Here is a 20,309-nt window from a genome sequence, read left to right as displayed (position 1 = left end):
ATATTAAGAGGCAAGATCAAGACGTTGCATCAATTGTAATAAAGATAATATCGTAGCATAAAAACATAATTTTTTGGGAGGTACACTATGAAACCTTTTACAAAATCAGTATTAGAGGATGGAGTTAATATAACACTGGGCCAATTACTTGGAAATTATGCTAATGAGAAATCAAAGGGAGTTTACTTTACTCAATCCGATGGCTCTGAATTGTTTGAGTCTTATGAAAGTCTTTATTATAATGCCAAATGCATTTTAGGGGCACTGCAAAAGCAGGGATTTCAGAAAGGCTCTTATATTATCTTTCAGACAAACAATAATCTATTCTTTATAAGGTTGTTTTGGGGTTGTATTTTAGGAGGTATGATACCCGTCCCTCTGTCTGTACCGCTAATTGCATCGCCTGACACTGAAGCTTTCAAAAAGTTGGTGAAAGTAAGCGAGCAGTTGTCGAATGCGTGGATAATTACGGATGAAAGAAATTTAAATACGTTTAGAGAAAGTTATGAAGCCATTAATTTGAAATATTTAGAGTATGAAACCTTAGCATGTAATATGGAAGAGGGGCAATGCGTTACAGTAGATTGTCAGGACTTAGCGTATATACAATATTCGTCTGGCAGCACGGGTAACCCCAAAGGAGTAAAATTAACACATGAAAATCTAGTTTATAATTTGGCACAGATAGTAGATCGTATGAAACTAGACAATAATGATCTCATGGCTAGTTGGTTACCATTGACACATGATATGGGCTTGATCGGTTATCATTTAACTCCGATATTTGCGGGTATATCTCATTTCCTTCTAAACTCCGGTACATTTTTAAAGAAATCTTGGCTATATCTTCAAAAATGTGCGCAATTAAAAGCAACGGTGCTTGTAAGTCCAAATTTTGGATTAGACTGGATGATGAAGACTGTAAAGGATTCACATTTAGAACATATTGATTTATCTAGTGTGCGGAATATAATGTGTGGTGCAGAACCAATATCAATGGATACCATTAGACGATTTTATGAAAAATTTTCGTCTTCTGGCTTGCGTGAAAATACGATCCATCAAGTCTATGGTATGGCAGAAGCCAGTTTGGCTGTTACTATTCCTGAAGAAGGACATAATAGAAGTGTGTGTATTAACCGTCATAAAGCTCGTACTGGTCAAGAAGTGGAATATATAGAAACGAATGAGCCAAATGCAGCAGAGTTTGCCATAGTAGGAGAACCATTATATGAATTAGAAATATTGATTGTAGATGATGAAGACCACATCTTAAGGGAAAATTACATAGGCAATATAGTGATCAAAGGGAAAAATGTATTTGAGGGATATATGAATCATGATAGTTCCCCTTTTAGTGAGCAGGGCTTCTTCCATACAGGAGATTTAGGGTTTTTACGCAATGGAGAACTAATTGTAATGGGCAGAAAGAAGGATATTCTGTTTGTAAATGGTCAGAATTATTATGCTAGTGATATAGAAAATATGTTAACATTGGCGATCCCAGAATTGTCTCAAGTCGTTGTGTGTGGTGTTCGCAATCCGTCATCTATCAGGGATGAAATTATAGTATTTGTACATAATCGAAAAGATGCCAAGGCATTTTTGCCACTTGCCCATCAAGTGCAGGATATGGTATTAGAACGGGTTGGAATAGCTGCAGATTATGTAATTCCAATAAAAACGATACCGAAAACAACAAGTGGAAAGGTGCAACGTTTTCTTTTAATAGAGCGATTTGAGAATCATGAGTTTGATGAAGTTATCGCAATAGCTCCATATTCTTATCAGAGTATCAAGGAATCTGCAAAGAAGCCAGCATGGAACAAAACGGAGATTGAAAATCAAATCGTTGAAATTGCAAAAGAAGTATTCTCTATCCCTTCTTTGAAAGTAGACGATACGATTTCTCGGATGGGAGTTAGTTCGTTAACGTTGATTCGTTTCCAGGATGAAATAAATCAACAATTTCAAGTCGAAATCCCCATTGTAAGCCTTTTCAAAATGTCTACCCTGGAACAAATAATTACGATGGTTGAGGAACAACTACAGGTAGAGGATGTCAATACATCTGAATTAACAGGGAATAAAGATATGTGGTATGAGCCGTTTCCGGTAACAGAAATACAAGGAGCCTATTTAGTTGGAAGACAAAATATTATGGAAATGGGTAATGTCTCCACACATGCCTATTATGAGTTTGAAACAGAATTAGATATTAAACGCTTAAACGATGCATTGAATCATGTTTTAGAGCGTCAGCTTATGCTACGTACTATTTTTGATGATACAGGAATGCAAAAAGTTCGACGTTCTGCTTCTTCTTATGAGATTTGTATTGAAGATTTACAAGACTTGTCTTTAGAGGCTCAACAAAAACGTATATTGGAAAAAAGAAATCAGAGGTCACATTTTGTTTTCCAACAAGATCATTGGCCATTATTTGAGTTGTCTGCATTTATTCTTGGTGAGAAAAAGAATTACCTCTTCCTGGATATTGACTTATTAATTGCTGATGGAGGCAGTTTATTAATTTTAATACAAGAGATAATGGATTATTATGAGAAACCGAATATGGAGATTAAACCCTTAACATTCCAATTTTCAGATTATGTAAGGGCATTGGAGAGCTTTCGTGAATCTTCCGCCTATCAAAAAGCTCAAGACTATTGGCAAGCCAAAATAGAAGATTTTCCATATGCACCTCAGCTACCATTAGTTTGTGAGCCAGAATTCATAGAGAAACCAATATTTCAGCGAATGGAGAAGAGTCTGACAACTGATCAATGGAATATTGTGAAAGGCCTGGCAGCTCAGTATGGTGTAACACCATCTGTATTCTTATGTACAATTTATGCAGAAGTTCTGTGCAAATGGAGCAATCAATCCAGAATGGCACTTAATTTAACCTTATTTAATCGACAGTCCTTTCATCCAGACGTAATGAAGCTGATTGGAGATTTTACATCAGTTTTACTGCTAGATATTGATTTGTCTGTCCATAGTGCTTTTTGGGAGAGAGCATCTATGGTTCAAGATATATTATTTGAAGCAGTAGACCATCGTTTTTATAGTGGTGTTGATGTTATACGAAATATTGCAAGTAAAAGAGAAATGACTAGTAAAGCGATTATGCCAATTGTATTTACTAGTATGTTATTCGATAAATCGGAATTTACAGATATTTTGCCGAAATTAGGAAAAATAAATTACGGAATAAGCCAGACCCCTCAAGTATTTTTAGACTTCCAAGTCACGGAAAGAGACGGACAATTAATGATGACTTGGGATTATGCGAAAGATTTGTTTGATGAAGATATGATCCGTGCCATGTTTGAAACGTATCAACTTCGATTACAGCAAGTTATAGACCATAATCTTTCAGCTATGCCCCTGCCTGTAACACAGTCTGAACTACTGCTTGATTACAATCGTACACAAGGAGATTATGAAGGGGATTTACTGCAAAGATTAATAGACCAGCAGTGCCAGAAGACTCCCGATGCGATTGCAGTCAAATTAGGAGAGGATACCTTAACCTATGGCGAGTTGGAGAGAAAATCCAATCAGGTCGCTCGCTATTTAGCAGAACAAAACTATGCGCACAATTCTTATATTGGCGTTTGGGCAGAGAGACGAATCGAGACCATTGTAAATACGGTGGCTATTTTAAAAGCCGGCCATGCTTATATTCCTGTGAATCCGGAGCATCCTGAGGAAAGAATAGAATATATCGTGGAACATAGTGATATCAAGCTCACGATTCATCCGGATTTATATGAAAAAGAGAACCTGTCCACCTATAATGATGGCGCCTTAGAATCGTTAGAGGGCTGCCAGCAGGATAAAGCCTATGCTATCTATACGTCAGGAAGTACGGGACATCCTAAGGGTGTTGTGATCACCCATGAAGCAGTCGTGAATACATTATTAGATATGAATGAGAAATTCCAAGTAGGCAGCGAAGATAAAATCATTGCCCTATCCTCGATGAGCTTTGATTTATCCGTCTATGATATGTTTGGAGCGCTTATTAGCGGAGCCCAGTTAGTATTAATTCCGGATCTCTTAGATGTGGCCAGCATTCATCAGATTATGATCGAAGAAGAAATCACGATATGGAATTCGGTTCCGGCAATCATGGATATGTATCTGGAGAGCACAAAACAAGATACAGTGCAGCGATCTGCAGCAGAGCGCTTACGTCTTGTGATGCTAAGTGGAGACTGGATTTCTCTTGGTTTGCCGGAGAAAATCAAAACCAGAATGCCAAAAGCACAAGTCATCGGGTTAGGTGGAGCAACAGAAGGCTCTATATGGTCCATATATTATCCAATCACAGAAGTGAAGCCAGAGTGGAAAAGCATTCCTTATGGCTATCCATTGAAAAATCAACAAATTTATGTGCTGGATGAAGGTGGAGAAGAATGCCCGGTAGGCGTTCCAGGAGAACTGCATATTGGTGGAAAAGGGGTCGCCGTAGGTTATCTCAATGAAGAAGAGAAGACGAAAGCCGCCTTTATCAACCATAGATTAGGGTATCTGTACAAAACAGGTGATTATGGTGTCATGCGTCCGGAAGGATATATAGATTTCCTGGGAAGAAAAGATAGTCAAGTTAAAATACGTGGACATCGTGTAGAACTAGGAGAAATAGAACACTGTATCAATCATTTGCCACATATTCACCAGTCCGTAGTCGCTGATTATAGTGATTCACATGGAGAGAAGCAGCTGTGTGGGTATATTGTTGCAGATGAGACAGTAGGATTGGCAGAAATCAAAAGAGAGTTAGCCAAATATCTGCCTGATTACATGATCCCGGCCCAATTCATACAGGTAGATGAGATCCCACTATCTGCAAATGGTAAAGTAGATCGTAAATTATTGCCGAACCTGGAACAGCATATTGAAGAAAGTAAGATGATAAGGGGTTATGAGGCACCACAGACTCAGACGGAGAAATTGGTAGTAGAGGCATTTGAATATGTACTTGGTATGGAAAGAGTAAGTGTAAACGACAATTTCTTTGATCTGGGTGGAGACTCCATTAAGGCTATCCATATTCTAAACAAGATAAGAGAAGCTGGATACGATAGCTCCATGCGGAATCTTTTGATGGAGAGAACACCAAAGCTGATAGCCATGAATTTATCCACAAAAAAAGAAATTATACCTGCGGAGCAAGGAGAAATAAGTGGTGAAATTTCACTGACACCCATTCAAAACTACTTCTTCGCACAAAATATGATGGACCCTGAGCATTTTAATGTATGCCAAGTGTTTAAAGTTCGTGAAAAACTAGACGTCCAGGCACTACAAAAAGCGTTATCTGCGTTAGTGCAGCATCATGATATGTTGAGAGCTACGTACAAAGATAAGAAACAGATTATAGGGAAAGTAGAAGATAAGAAATGGTACGGCATTACAAAAATAGCATGTGAATCTGAAGAAATTCAGGAAAAAATTAAGACCACGAAAGTAAAGATGGATTTGGCGGAAGGCCCATTATTGCAGGCTGTTTTATTTAGTACGCCGGAGCAAGATTATATGATGTTGCTAGCTCATCATATGATAATGGATGTGATTTCCTGGCGAATTTTAAGTGAGGATTTGGAGAAGGGCTACTCTCAAGCTTTAAATCAGAAAGAGATAACATTCCCAGCTAAAACCGTTTCCTTTAAAGTATGGAGCGAAGGATTAGCTCATTACAGCCAGAGTGAAAAGTTAAAGAGAAGGGTAGCTTACTGGTCAGAAATGGAAAATAAATTGGTTGATGGTAAGTTAAAAGAAGATAACACTGATGATAAATTCGAACCAAAGACAGCCGTGGCATGTCTTAATACCACTATCACAGAAAAGTTATTAAAAGAAAGTGCACATGCCTATAATACGGAGATTAATGACTTGCTTGTAACAGCACTAGGACGTGCGGTAAACAAAGTAACAGGTCAGAGAACGCTCGCTATACAGATGGAAGGACATGGTCGTGAAGAAACAGTAGGCTCTTTTGATTTAGGCAGGACAATAGGATGGTTCACTAGTATATATCCCGTAGTATTAGAAGAGTTAGGCACTGATATGGCTCAGGATATTCGAAATACGAAAGAGATATTGCGACGTGTGCCAGCACATGGAATTGAATATGGCCTCATAAAGAATACAGACATGGTGAATTCAGAAGAAATGGATGTGGAAGTGGCACCAGATATATCATTTAATTATCTTGGAGAACTAGGGACAAAGAAAGAATCTGGCGATTCCTATTTCGAGTTTTCACAACTAGGTTATGGACAGGATACGAATCCTCGTAATCAATTTGGACCATCCATTAATGTCATAGGTCATGTGCAAAAAGGTAGTTTATCTATGACAGTAACCTGCAACAGCAGTCGTTATTTGGCTGAGAGAATTGAGCAAATAGGAAGAGCATATGAAGAAGAACTGATAGCAGTCGCAGAACATTGCTCCTACGCACAGAAGAGTGAATCAACGGCAAGTGATTTTGGTGAGAGCGTATGGAAAGATAGCGAATTTTGTTATGTACAGGAAGCTGCCAAAATTCGCGGCGAAGAAATTCAACGTATCTATCCATTGGCTCCTGTGCAAGAGGGAATGCTCTATGAGAAGCTTTTGGATGAATCCTCTACGAAGTATGTTGTTCAGCAGACGCTGCGATTGGCAGAAGTAGATGTAGAGAAGATGCACAAAGCTTTTGAATATCTAGCAACACAGCATGATATTTTACGTACGAAGATCTGTTATCGGGGAGTAAGTGTGCCAAGACAGGTTTTATTGAAAGAAAGAACGCCGGAATTCAATTATATGGAAGTAGATAATGAATCCGATTATCTTGATTTGAAGGAACAAGATGTAAAACGTGGATTTGATTTAGAAGAAGATACATTAGTTCGTATGAACCTGATAAAAATAAACGATAGTGGATATCGATTGATCATGACGAACCATCATATTATTCTAGATGGTTGGTGTTTACCTATTTTGCGTAGAGATTTGTTTAATGCGTATATGGCAGCGGACGAGGAACAATTAAAAACATCTCATAATACTGCTTCTAATAAAATGGGCAGCTATGAAAAATTTGTAGATTATATACATGAAAAAGATAAAGAGCCGAGCCTTAAATATTGGGGAGATCTTCTTCAAGGATATGAGACAAGGGCTGATATTCTACCTATGGGTCGTCCAGAAGAAACAGACGAAGAGAGTCAGAGCCAAGAGTTTAAGTTAAGCCTGGAGGTAACCGAACAAGCAGAAGCGATATGTGCCCAGTATGATGTCACATTGAACACGCTAGTAGAAGCTTGTTGGGGAGTTTTATTGGAAAAATACAACTCAACCAATGATGTCGTTTTTGGAAAAGTTGTATCGGGCAGAAATGCAGAGATTGAAGGTATTGAAGAAATCGTTGGTTTATTTATCAATACAATACCTGTACGTATATCGGCAACAAATGAAGACACATTTGCCGATTTGTTGAAATCATTACAGGACCAAGCAATTGCTGCAAATGAACACGATTTTCTTCCTTTAGCAGAAATACAGAATCGTACTTTATTAGGAAGGAATCTAATTGGAACCTTATTCTTCTTTGAAGGCTATCAAGGAACAAGTATCAATATTGATGGCAAATTAAATGTGGAATCTGAATATTACCGCGAACAAATCGGGTATGACTTGGGAATGACAGCATTTAAGAGTGATCGTATCCATTTTAGAATTCTATTCAGTACAAAGTTATATAACAAGGAAGAGATAAACATTATCGGTTCCCATCTGCAAAGACTTATGGAACAAGCAATTGCGGCACCACACATGAAATTAAACGAATTAGGCATGACAACTGAAGCAGAAGAAATGAAAGAGTTAGTACAGTTTAACGCAACGGACAGTGACTATCCAAGAGACAAGACCATTGTCCAATTATTTGAAGAACAAGTAGCAAGAACACCTCATAATACAGCCGTTGTATTCGGGAATGAGAAATTGACTTACGCTGAACTAAATGCCCGTGCGAATAAACTTGCGTTAAAGTTACGACGGGAATACCATGTCAAGCCTGATGATTTTGTTGCCATCATAGCAGAAAGAAGTTTAGAGATGGTGGTCGGATTATATGCCATCCTGAAGTCGGGTGCAGCATATGTACCCATTGACCCGTTTTATCCAGAAGAACGCATCGAGTATATATTGGAAGATAGCCAGCCGAAGGCGGTTTTAATTGGTCGTGGACAGTATAATATTGCTCCTGAAAAGGTTGTTGACTTATATAGTGCAAGCAATTATGAGGAAAGTGCGGAGAATCCAGAACATGTGAATACTCCTCATGATCTTATTTACCTGGTTTATACATCGGGTACAACAGGAAAACCAAAAGGGGTTATGGTAGAGCATCAGAATATAGTCAATCAGCAGATGTGGACGCAAAGAGAATATCCATTACATGAGGGTGAATCTCTTTTGATGAAGACCACTTGTGCATTCGATGTTTTTGCCTGGGAAGTATTTTGGTGGATGTTAGAGGGTGGTAAACTTGTTATTTTGCAACAAGGAGAAGAAAGTCAAAGTGATAAGATCATCAAGGTCATTCAGGATTATAAAGTAACTGCAGTCCAGTTCGTTCCTTCCATGTTCAATATGTTCTTAGAGGAACTAGATACGAGCAAAGAGGGAATAAATACACTGCGTTATATCATTAATATTGGTGAGAAACTGAATGCAGAAAGTGTGAGACATTACAATCAATTAAGGGAAAAAGGACAGGTAAGCGCAGAACTACTGAATCTTTATGGTCCAGCAGAAACTACAGTTAACTCTAGCGGATATCATTGTCCAGCAGACTTGAATGTAGATAAGGTATGGATTGGTAAGCCTATTAGTAATACACAAATTCATATATTATCTAATGAAATCATAGCTGGGATAGGCGTACCAGGGGAATTATGCATTGCAGGAGAAAGTGTGTCGCGTGGATACTTGAACCGTGAAGAATTGACAGCACAGAAATTTATTAAAAACCCTTTTGGTTCAGGAATGATGTATAAAACAGGGGATTTGGCACGGTGGATGCCGGATGGCACGATCGAGTACCTTGGTCGTATAGATGATCAGTTTAAAATAAGAGGTTCCAGAATCGAACCAGGAGAAATTGAAAGTACTTTGATGGAACTCGAAGGAGTTAGTGGAGCAGCCGTTGTAGTACGACAAGACAAGCAAGGAGAACAATATCTGTGTGCTTATGTAGTTGCTCATACAGAAGTAGGAGAATTAGACGAAGATAAGATCAAGAATGAGTTACGCAAGAAGTTACCAGAATATATGGTTCCTTTATATATTATTCGTATTGACCAAATTCCGTTAAGTCATAATGGAAAGCTGAACAAAGCAGCACTGCCAGAACCAGAATACAAGGTTAAGGAATATGTAGCCCCAACAAATAGTGAAGAGAAGTTAGTAGTTGAAGCATTTGAGAAAATTCTTGGCGTAACAGGAATTAGTGTCAATGATAGCTTTTTTGACTTGGGTGGTCATTCACTGAAAGTTACATTATTGTGTAATGAATTAGAAAAGACCATCGGTATAAAACTTCAGCTTAGTGAAATATTTGCTTTATCTACACCAAAACGTATTGCAGAAAGACTTGGAAGTTTACAGCATGATCGTTTTTCGGAAATACCGAAAATAGCTAAAGAAGAGTTCTATCCTATGAGCTCTGTTCAAAAGCGCCTTTATCTTCTCAATGAGATAGTAGGTCCTAGTATTTCCTATAACATCTCGAATGTCATAAAATATGAAAAAACTCTGGATAAAGAGCAGCTGCAGGGAGCATTAGATAAGCTCTTAGAAAGAGAAGAAGTATTGAGAACGAGCTTCCATCTTATTAATGGAGAGCCAGTTCAAGTAATTCAACCAGATGCGAGAGTCGTATTAGAGTACAAAGAAGCAGATACACTGGATATTCAAGCTGAATATGATAGCTTTGTGCGCCCATTTGATTTATCGAAAGCACCTTTGATGCGGGTTAAGTTATTACAGACGCCACAAGCATCATACTTGATGCTGGATATTCATCATATTGTTTCTGATGGAGAAAGTCTGCCTATTATGATGAACTGGATAAGTGAGTTATATGAAGGACATACCCTACCAATGCCGAGGGTTCATTATAAAGATTTCTCTGCTTGGCAAATGACTCAGGATATTACGGAACAGGCAGCATATTGGAAGAACGAGTTCTCAGGCGAAGTACCAATATTAAATTTGAATACAGATTTCCAACGTCCTAAGAAAAAGAGCTTCAATGGTGCCGACGTAAAAACTAAGATTGAAGAACCAGTTTTTATGGAAATAAAAGAATTAGCGAAGAAGCACGGTGCTACAGAATTCATGGTTATGTTATCAACCTTTATGCTTCTATTGAGCAAATACAGTCAACAGGAAGAACTTGTCGTCGGAACTCCTGTATCAGGCAGAACCCATGTTGATACACAAGAAATGCTGGGGATGTTTGTAAACTCCTTGGCTATCAAAGGAAATGTGAAACAAGAGGAGAGTTTTGAACAAGTACTGCTAGGAGTAAAAGAAAAATGTCTTCGTGCGTACGATAATCAGGACTTCCAATATGAAGACTTGGTTGAGGCAGTAGATGTAAAGAGAGATTTATCAAGAAATCCATTATTTGATGTAATGTTTATGATGCCAGAGAGTGAAATTATGTCTGGTTCAAAGAGCATTATGAGTGGAACATGGGTACCAATGGAAGGAAAAGTAGCCAAGTTTGATCTGAATTTAATGGTAATACACACATCAGAGGGTTATGTGGTCAATTTAGAGTATTCGACAGATTTATTTAAACAGGAAACGATAGAGCAAATGGTGGATGATTATGTTTCATTGCTTTCAGAAGTTGTAAAGCATCCAGAAGATCATTTGCAAAAGCTACTTAAGAAAGAGGATGTTAAGAAAGAGGAGAAAGGTTCGACCCAAGCAGAGCCTGACAATCCTGCCAATCATTTGGCACAGCAAGTTTCAGATTTGATGCATGCATTGCATCAAAGAGATCAGGCTTATTGGAAGAGCAAAGTAGAGAATTTCCCATATGCACCACAGTTACCGCTTCTTCCTAATGGAAATGCTGTAAACAACGCAACAGTAAAACGTTTAGAAACGAAAATTTCTGCAAAAGACTGGGCGATTGTGAGAAACAAAGCTTTGGATAACCGAATTGCACCATCTGCGTTATTGTGCACAATATATGCGGAAGTTCTATTTAAATGGAGCAATCAATCCAATATGGCTCTTAGCTTAAATCTGTTTAGTAATCAGCCTTTTCATCAAGATGGAATGTCTCTGATGGGGGATTTTGTACAAAAATTGTTGTTAGATATCGATTTATCATCTCACAGACAATTTTGGGAAAGAACTACCGAGATTCAGAATCGGTTATTTGAAGCGTTAAACCACAGATTTTACAGTGGGGTTGATTTCCTGCGTGATCTGGCTGAAAACCGTGGTCAAGAAGCTCAAGCTATCATGCCAATTATATTTACAAGCATGCTTCGTGACGAAGCGGGTTCTTTCAATGCCAATATAGGTAGTAGGGGAGAATCGAAATATGGAATAAATCAGACCCCTGAAGTATTTTTGGACTTCCAAGTTGCGGAAAGCGACGGACAATTAATGATGACTTGGGATTATGTGGAGGATTTGCTTGATGAAGATATGATCCGTGCCATGTTTGAAACGTATCAACTTCGATTGCAGCAAGTTATAGACCATAATCTTTCATCTATGCCGCTACCGTTGACACATTCTAAACTGCTGCTTGATTACAATCGTACACAAGGAGATTATGAAGGGGATTTATTGCAAAGATTAATAGACCGGCAATGCCAGAAGACTCCCGATGCGATTGCAGTCAAATTAGGACAGGATACCTTAACCTATGGCGAGTTGGAGAGAAAATCCAATCAGGTCGCCCGCTATTTAGCAGAACAAAACTATACGCACAATTCTTATATTGGCGTTTGGGCAGAAAGACGAATCGAGACCATTGTAAATACGGTGGCTATTTTAAAAGCCGGCCATGCTTATATTCCTATTAATCCAGAACATCCTGAGGAAAGAATCGAATATATCGTGGAACATAGTGATATCAAGCTCATGATTCATCCGGATTTATATGAAAAGGAGAACCTGTCCACCTATAACGATGATGCCTTGGAATCGGTAGAAGGCTGCCAGCAGGACAAAGCCTATGCTATCTATACGTCAGGAAGTACGGGACATCCTAAGGGTGTGGTAATCACCCATGAGGCAGTCGTGAATACATTATTAGATATGAATGAGAGATTCCAAGTAGGCAGCGAAGATAAAATCATTGCCCTATCCTCGATGAGCTTTGATTTATCCGTCTATGATATGTTTGGAGCACTCATTAGCGGAGCCCAGTTAGTATTAATTCCGGATCTCTTAGATGTGGCCAGCATTCATCAGATCATGATCGAAGAAGAAATCACGATATGGAATTCGGTACCGGCAATTATGGATATGTATCTGGAAAACACAAAACAAGACACAGTGCAGCGATCTGCAGCAGAGCGCTTACGTCTTGTGATGCTAAGCGGAGACTGGATTTCGCTTGGTTTGCCGGAGAAGATCAAAACCAGAATGCCAAAAGCACAAGTTATCGGGTTAGGTGGAGCAACGGAAGGTTCTATATGGTCCATCTATTTCCCAATCACAGAAGTGAAGCCGGAGTGGAAAAGTATCCCTTATGGCTATCCACTGAAAAATCAACAAATTTACGTGCTGGATGAAGGCGGAGAAGAATGCCCGGTAGGCGTTCCAGGAGAACTGCATATTGGTGGAAAAGGAGTCGCTGTAGGTTATCTCAATGAAGAAGAGAAGACGAAGGCCGCCTTTATCAACCATAGATTAGGGTATCTGTACAAAACAGGTGATTATGGTGTCATGCGTCCGGAAGGATATGTAGACTTCCTGGGAAGAAAAGATAGTCAAGTTAAGATACGTGGACATCGTGTCGAGCTAGGAGAAATAGAACATTGTATCAATCATTTGCCACATATTCACCAGTCCGTCGTCGCTGATTATAGTGATTCACATGGAGAGAAACAGCTGTGTGGGTATATTGTTGCCGATGAGACCGTAGAATTGGCAGAAATCAAAAGAGAGTTAGCTAAATATCTTCCTGATTATATGGTCCCAGCCCAATTCATACAGGTAGATGAGATCCCACTCTCTGCAAATGGTAAAGTAGATCGTAAATTATTGCCGGACCCGGAACAGCATATGGAAGAAAGTAAGATGATAAGGGATTATGAGGCACCACAGACCCAGACGGAGAAATTGGTAGTCGAGGCATTTGAACATGTACTTGGTATGGAAAGAGTAAGTGTAAACGACAATTTCTTTGATTTGGGTGGATACTCGCTTAATGTAATCCGGCTGTGTAATGAATTAGAGAAGAGTACAGGCGTAAGGTTACCACTTAGAGAAGTTTTTGATTTAGTTACACCAAAGAATATTGCAGAAACCATTAAAAACTCAAAGGTAAATACGTTTGAAGAAATACCAGAAGTAGTAGAAGCAGAAAGCTATTCTATAAGCTCAGCTCAAAAGAGACTTTATCTTTTGGACCAACTAACAGGCCCTGGTACAACTTATAATATTCCTTTAGTAATCAAGCTTAAAGTTAAACCAGACAATGAGCGACTTCAGAGAGCATTGGATCAATTATTAGAGCATGAGGAAATTTTGAGAACAAGTTTCCATATAGTGAATGGTGAGCCAATTCAAAAAATCTCTTCAGATGCAAGAATTGTGCTGGAGCACAGTGAAGTAAATACAGCAGATTCACAGTATATCCAAGATGAATATAATACTTTCGTCCAACCATTTGACCTGTCAAAAGCACCACTAATGCGTGCAAAAATACTGAATACTCCAAATGATTCATACTTGTTTTTGGATATTCACCATATTTTATGTGATGCAGGAAGCATGCCGATTATGCTCTACAAAATACAAGAGTTATATGAAGGAAGAGAATTATTAACACCACGCGTACAGTATAAAGACTTTTGTGTTTGGCAAAATGCTAGAGATATAACAGAACAGGCAGCGTACTGGAAGAAAGAATTTTCTGGCGATATACCAGTCCTGGATTTAATCATGGATTATCCACGCCCTCATAAACAAAGCTTTAGAGGTGCTAATTTCCGAACACAGGTAGAAGAAAAAACGAGTATTAAAGTAAAAGAGTTAGCGAAGAAGTATGGTGCAACTGAGTTTATGGTTTTGTTATCCACCTTTTTCTCCATGTTAGGAAAATACAGCCGACAGGAAGAAATTGTAGTAGGAACTCCAATATCGGGACGAAACCATACGGATACCCAAAATATGTTGGGTATGTTTGTAAACACGCTGGCAATCAAAGGGAATGTCGGCTCTGATGATACATTTGAGGATGTATTATTAAGTACAAAAGAGAAATGTTTACAGGCATACAATAACAAGGATTATCAGTTCGAGGATTTAGTTGAAGCAGTGGGAGTCAAGAGAGATTTCTCAAGAAACCCCGTATTCGATGTGATGTTTGTATTGCAGGACGATGAGAGAGAGAGTTATTCGGATAGTATTCAATTTGGAACGAGGGAATCCGTTGATGGAAGTATTTCTAAATTTGATCTTACCTTAACCATGATAAGCGATTCAGAAGGCTATAAGATCGATTTTGAATATTCTACAGACTTATTCAAATCAGAAACGATCGAGTACATGGCAAAACACTTCTTAACACTAATTGATGGAGTTTTGATGTCTCCGGAAAAGAAGCTGCAGGATATTGCCATGACAGATATGTACGAAGAAGCAAAAATATTGGATGAGTTCAATATGACGGAGGCAGAATACCCTCATAATAAGACGATTGTGCAGTTACTTGAAGAGCAGGCTGCCAGAATACCTAATAATGTGGCAATCACATTTAATGGACAACAGATGACCTATGCCCAATTAAATGAACGGGCGAATGCTCTGGCAAGAAAGCTTCGGAAGGACTATAACATTCAACCAAACGATTTTGTGGTTATCTCAACAGAAAAATGTTTGGAGATGGTGGTGGGCATATACGCTATTTTAAAAGCTGGAGCAGCTTACGTACCCGTTGATCCATTTTATCCAGAGGAAAGAATTAATTATATCATTACTGACTGTAAGCCAAAGGTCGTATTATGCGGTACAAAAGAACCTGAAGCTGACATTCCTATCATGTATCTTCATGATGAGGCAAATTATGAAATGGAATGCAGTAATCTTGTCCATGTAAATCAATCAAGTGATTTAATGTATGTTATTTATACCTCGGGTACGACTGGCTGGCCAAAAGGTGTTATGGTTCAGCATGTAAATGTAGTGCGATTACTGAAGAATGACAAGTTTAAGCTTGATTTATATGAAGATGATATTTGGGTTCAATTCCATTCTTATTGTTTTGATGTTTCGGTTTGGGAAATATTCGGAAGTCTATTGAATGGAGCAAAGCTCGTAATTCCTTCTGAAGATACAGTAAAAGATGGATATGCATTTGGAGCACTGCTGCAAAAAGAAGCGGTAACCATCTTATGCCAGGTACCTTCACCATTTTATGCGTTGATCGATGCAACGACAGGACAAACAATAAATAGTTTGCGATATGTTATTTTTGCAGGAGAGGCGCTTTATCCAGCACATTTGAAGAAATGGCATGAGAATAATAGGCATTGTCGTCTGGTAAATATGTACGGTCCAACAGAAACCACAGTATATGCTACTTATCGTGATATTGATGCTGAAGCCATCGAGAGCGGAATTAGTGACATAGGGAAGGCACTTCCAACATCAAAGATTTACATGTTAAATGGAAATGAACTTTGTGGGATTGGAGTTCCAGGTGAGTTATGTATAACGGGTGAAGGTGTATCTCAAGGCTATTTAAATCGACAGACCCTGACAGACGAGAAGTTTGTACACAACCCATTTGGAGCCGGAAAGATGTATCGGACAGGTGATTTGGCACGTTGGTTACCTAACGGAAACATTGAATATATTGGACGTATGGATGACCAGGCAAAAATTAGAGGGTATCGTATTGAACCAAGAGAAGTGGAAAGCCGTTTATTGGAGCTTGAAGGTATAAGTGAAGCTATAGTAGTCGTGCGAGAAGACAAAAAGAAAGAGAAATACTTGTGCGCTTATATAATAGCTGAGACAGAAATAGAAGAAAAGAACGTAAAGATTAAGTTAAATAAAGTATTACCAGATTACATGGTGCCTGCACATATTATTTCAATTGATGCGATTCCACTCACACGTAATGGTAAGCTTGACAGAGCATCATTGCCACAGCCGGAGTATAAGTCAAAGGAATATATTGCACCACGAAATGAAAGTGAAACTCTGATCGTACAGGCATTTGAACACATCCTGGATATTGAAAATATCAGTGTAACCGATAGTTTCTTTGATCTAGGGGGTTCGTCACTGAAAGCAGTGCTCTTGTGTAATGAATTGGAGAAAGCCATAGGAGTAAGACTGTCAATTCGAGATGTGTTCACTTTTGGTACGCCTGAGCAGATAGCAGAAAATATGGGGTCGATCGAGAACGAGATGTTTGTGGCAATAGAACAAGCTTCAGCAGCTGAATACTACCCTACAAGTTCAGCTCAGAAACGACTCTATCTTCTGGACGAGATGACCGGTCCTAACATTAACTACAACGTATCGGATGTCTATGCTTATGAAGAACCGCTAGATAAAGAAAGACTACAGAAAGCCTTGGATAAGCTGTTAAAGCAAGAAGAGATATTGCGAACCAGTTTCCATGTTGTGGACGGTGAACCTATTCAGACGATTTCTCCAGACGCCAGGGTTCTATTAGATTACAGCGAAGTGGACGCAATAGATATACAAACAGAATACGATAAATTTATACAACCGTTTGTTTTATCCGAAGCACCGTTGATGCGTGTGAAATTAATGAAGACAGCAACAGCCTCCTATCTATTTGTTGATATTCATCACATTATATGTGATGGAGAAAGCCTGCCCGTTATACTGCAACAAGTGAACGAATTTTATGAGAATGATGGAACTGATCATGAATAAGAGGAGAACTTATGAATAAAAATTCTAACCGTGTCCAGTATAAAGATTTCAGCGTATGGCAGAATTTTTATGATATCACCAAACAGGAAGAATATTGGAAGAGGGAATTCGCCGGTGAAATTGCCAGGGTAGATTTGAAGACGGATTTCCTCCGTCCTCAAATCCAATCTTTTAGGGGAGCCAATGTTGTAGCAAAGGTAAAAGAGCCATTAAGCTTAGGGGTTAAAAATTTAGCCCTTAAGCATGGTGCTACTGAATTTATGGTTACTCTATCTGTGTTCATTTTATTATTAGCCAAATATAGTCGCCAAAAAGATATTATTGTAGGAACAACCGTGTCAGGCCGAGTTCATGCAGATACTAAAGGTATGCTGGGGATGTTTGTCAATACTCTGGTAATAAAGGGAGAAGTTTGTCCTGATGATACTTTTGAACATTTGATATTAGCTGTGAAGGAGAAGTGTCTGCAAGCTTATGATAACCAAGAATACCAGTTTGAAGATTTAGTTGAAGCCGTAGAGAAAAAGAGAGACCTCTCAAGAAATCCGATATTTGATTTTATGTTCGGATTAAAAGAAAAGAAAAAACCGACGGAAGTGCAAGGCCTATTGGGCGGAAAAAGTGCATTCATTAAAAGAAATGTCTCAAAGTTTGACTTATCCGTTCTGGTTGAATGTATGCCAGAAGGGTATGAAATTGATTTTGAGTATTGCACAGATTTATTCAAACAAGAAACGATTGAATATATGGCAAGGCATTATGTAACGCTGCTTGAGGAAGCAGTAACACATCCGGACAAAATGCTTAAAGATTTGCATATGCTTGATATCAGGGAACAAGAGAAGATACTGGTTGATTTCAATGCAACGAATGTAGAATACTCTCGCCAACAAACAGCTGTCAGCTTATTTGAGAATCAGGTAGAGAAAACAGCAGAGAATATTGCGCTCAAATTTGATGATAAAAAGATGACCTATGCCGAGCTGAATGAGAGAGCAAATCAGTTGGCGCGTACTCTTCGGGATTTAGGAGTGGTTCCAAACGATCTGGTGGCTTTGGTTACAGAGCGCAGCATGGAAATGGTTGTAGGAATATTAGCAATCATCAAGGCAGGGGGAGCTTATGTACCCATCAATCCGGAATATCCAGATAATAGAATTGGCTATATGCTGGAGGACAGTAGTCCAAAGATTGTATTGACGTATAAGAATAAGCTGCCAGGGAAGGTAGAGATTCCGGTATTAGATTTAGAAGATGAGAATCATTATGCTAATGAAACGGACAATCTTCTGTATGTTAACAGGCCTAATGATTTAGCGTATTGTATCTACACTTCGGGTACAACTGGAAATCCTAAAGGAGTTTTAATTGAACATCGAAATGTGGTCAATATGTGGGTCACCTATAAGGGAACATTTGGACTGAACGACAAGGATACGGTGCTGCAATTTGCAAATATATCTTTTGACCAAGCGGTTGGTGATATCTTCCCTGCACTTTGCAATGGTGCGGCATTATGTATTGTGCCCCAAAATTTAACATATGATATGGAGCAATTACAAAAATATATAGATCGAAATAATGTAACAACAGCTTCATTGACACCTAAGGTAATAGAGGGGTTGTGTGCTGATGCATTACCGACACTTCGTTTGCTGGAGTCAGGTGGAGAGGCAGGTAGTCTGGACAGCTTAAAAGAATGGGCGAAAAAAGTAGAAGTGCTAAACACATATGGGCCTACGGAGTCTACTGTAAATGCAACTAGTTATAGAGTGAATACAGACGCTACTTCAATTACCATTGGACGTCCGATTGCAAACACAAAGGTATATCTTCTAAATGAAATGGAGCTATGCGGGATTGGAATACCTGGCGAGTTGTGTATTGCAGGAGATGGTTTAGCAAGAGGTTATTTGAATCAGCCAGAATTGACAGATAAGAAGTTTATTAAAAATCCCTTCGGTGAGGGAAAACTGTACCGTACAGGGGATTTAGCACGTTGGCAGCCAGATGGAAACATAGAGTATTTAGGTCGAATAGATGAACAAGTGAAAGTCCGTGGTTACAGGATAGAGTTAGGTGAAATTGAAAGTGTATTAAGAAAACAGAGTAAAATCGCAGATGCTGTCGTTGTTGTAAAAGAAGTTGGAAACGATGAAATTCTCTGTGCATATCTCGTTGCCGAGAAGGGTCAGGAACTAAATATACCCGAAATTAAAGAAGCGATAAGAGAAGAAGTAACGGAGTATATGATTCCTGCCTTTATGATACAGATTGATGAATCTCCACTAACCATAAATGGGAAGCTGGATAAAGCCAGGTTGCCAGAGCCAGATATGTTAGAAAGCTTGAAATACGTACCGCCAAGTAATAATACAGAACAAGCAATCGTAGATGTATTTGAGGAAATTCTAGGAGTGTCTCCAATTGGAATAGAGGACAGTTTCTTTGAATTGGGTGGACATTCGTTAAAAGCGACGGCCGCCATTAATGCCATCGAGAAGAAGACAGGAATACGTTTGCCAGTCAAAGAGATATTTAGTTCACCCACTCCTGTCATGTTGGCGAGAAAGATTGAGGCTGCGGGAGAAGGCGAATATAGTCCAATACCACAGGCAGAGCAGAGAGAAGCTTATCCAGCATCCTCTACACAGAAACGATTGTTTATTCTGGATCAGATGGAAGGCAGTAGTACAGCATATAACATGGCGTCAGCGTTAGAAGTAACGGGTAATCTTGACTTGGGAAAAATACAACAAGCCATAGATCGCCTGATCCAGCGTCATGAGTCGCTGTGCACCCGTTTTGTCATGACAGAAGGANATGACAGAAGGAGAAACCCTTCAAGTCATCGCAGACGAGGTATTCTATCCAGTGGAATATGAAGAAACCGACAGCTACAGCGAAGCCGATATGGAGCAATTCGTACGCCCGTTTGACATCGGAAAAGCACCACTTATGCGTTTTAAAGTTGTGAAAGAAAGAAATCGAGACAAATATATTCTACTCTTTGATATGCACCATATTATTTCCGATCATCAGACGCTCAATCTATTAATCGAAGATTTCTCACGGTTGTATAACGGCGAAGAGTTACAACCACTTGAACTCCAATACAAAGA

The 20,309-nt window shown here is 38.9% G+C and carries 2 protein-coding genes and 1 pseudogene; all 3 read left to right on the top strand.

Annotated features, from left to right (window positions below; all coding sequences use genetic code 11):
• The first annotated feature begins 87 nt into the window (after positions 1–87).
• Positions 88–17,187: a non-ribosomal peptide synthetase gene (locus AM231_RS16590; RefSeq protein WP_054403690.1), complete on the top strand. Its 17,100-nt coding sequence runs from the start codon at positions 88–90 to the stop codon at positions 17,185–17,187.
• A gap of 11 nt (positions 17,188–17,198) precedes the next feature.
• A pseudogene (locus AM231_RS30465) lies at positions 17,199–20,009 on the top strand (non-ribosomal peptide synthetase); the annotation flags it as partial.
• Between the two features lies 1 nt (position 20,010).
• Positions 20,011–20,309, top strand: a 299-nt coding sequence (locus AM231_RS16580; protein ID WP_131724768.1) for a condensation domain-containing protein, incomplete at its 3' end; no start/stop codon positions are given.

It is taken from the genome of Paenibacillus solani (assembly GCF_001277345.1).
Lineage (GTDB): Bacteria > Bacillota > Bacilli > Paenibacillales > Paenibacillaceae > Paenibacillus_AQ > Paenibacillus_AQ solani.
The sequence above is the reverse complement of the archived record's forward strand: the minus strand, read 5'-3'. Positions and strand labels throughout refer to the sequence as shown.

Coding starts and splice junctions, on each gene's coding strand:
- AM231_RS16590 (WP_054403690.1), top strand. CDS start 88: ATGAAACCTTTTACAAAATCAGTATTAGAGGATGGAGTTAATATAACA.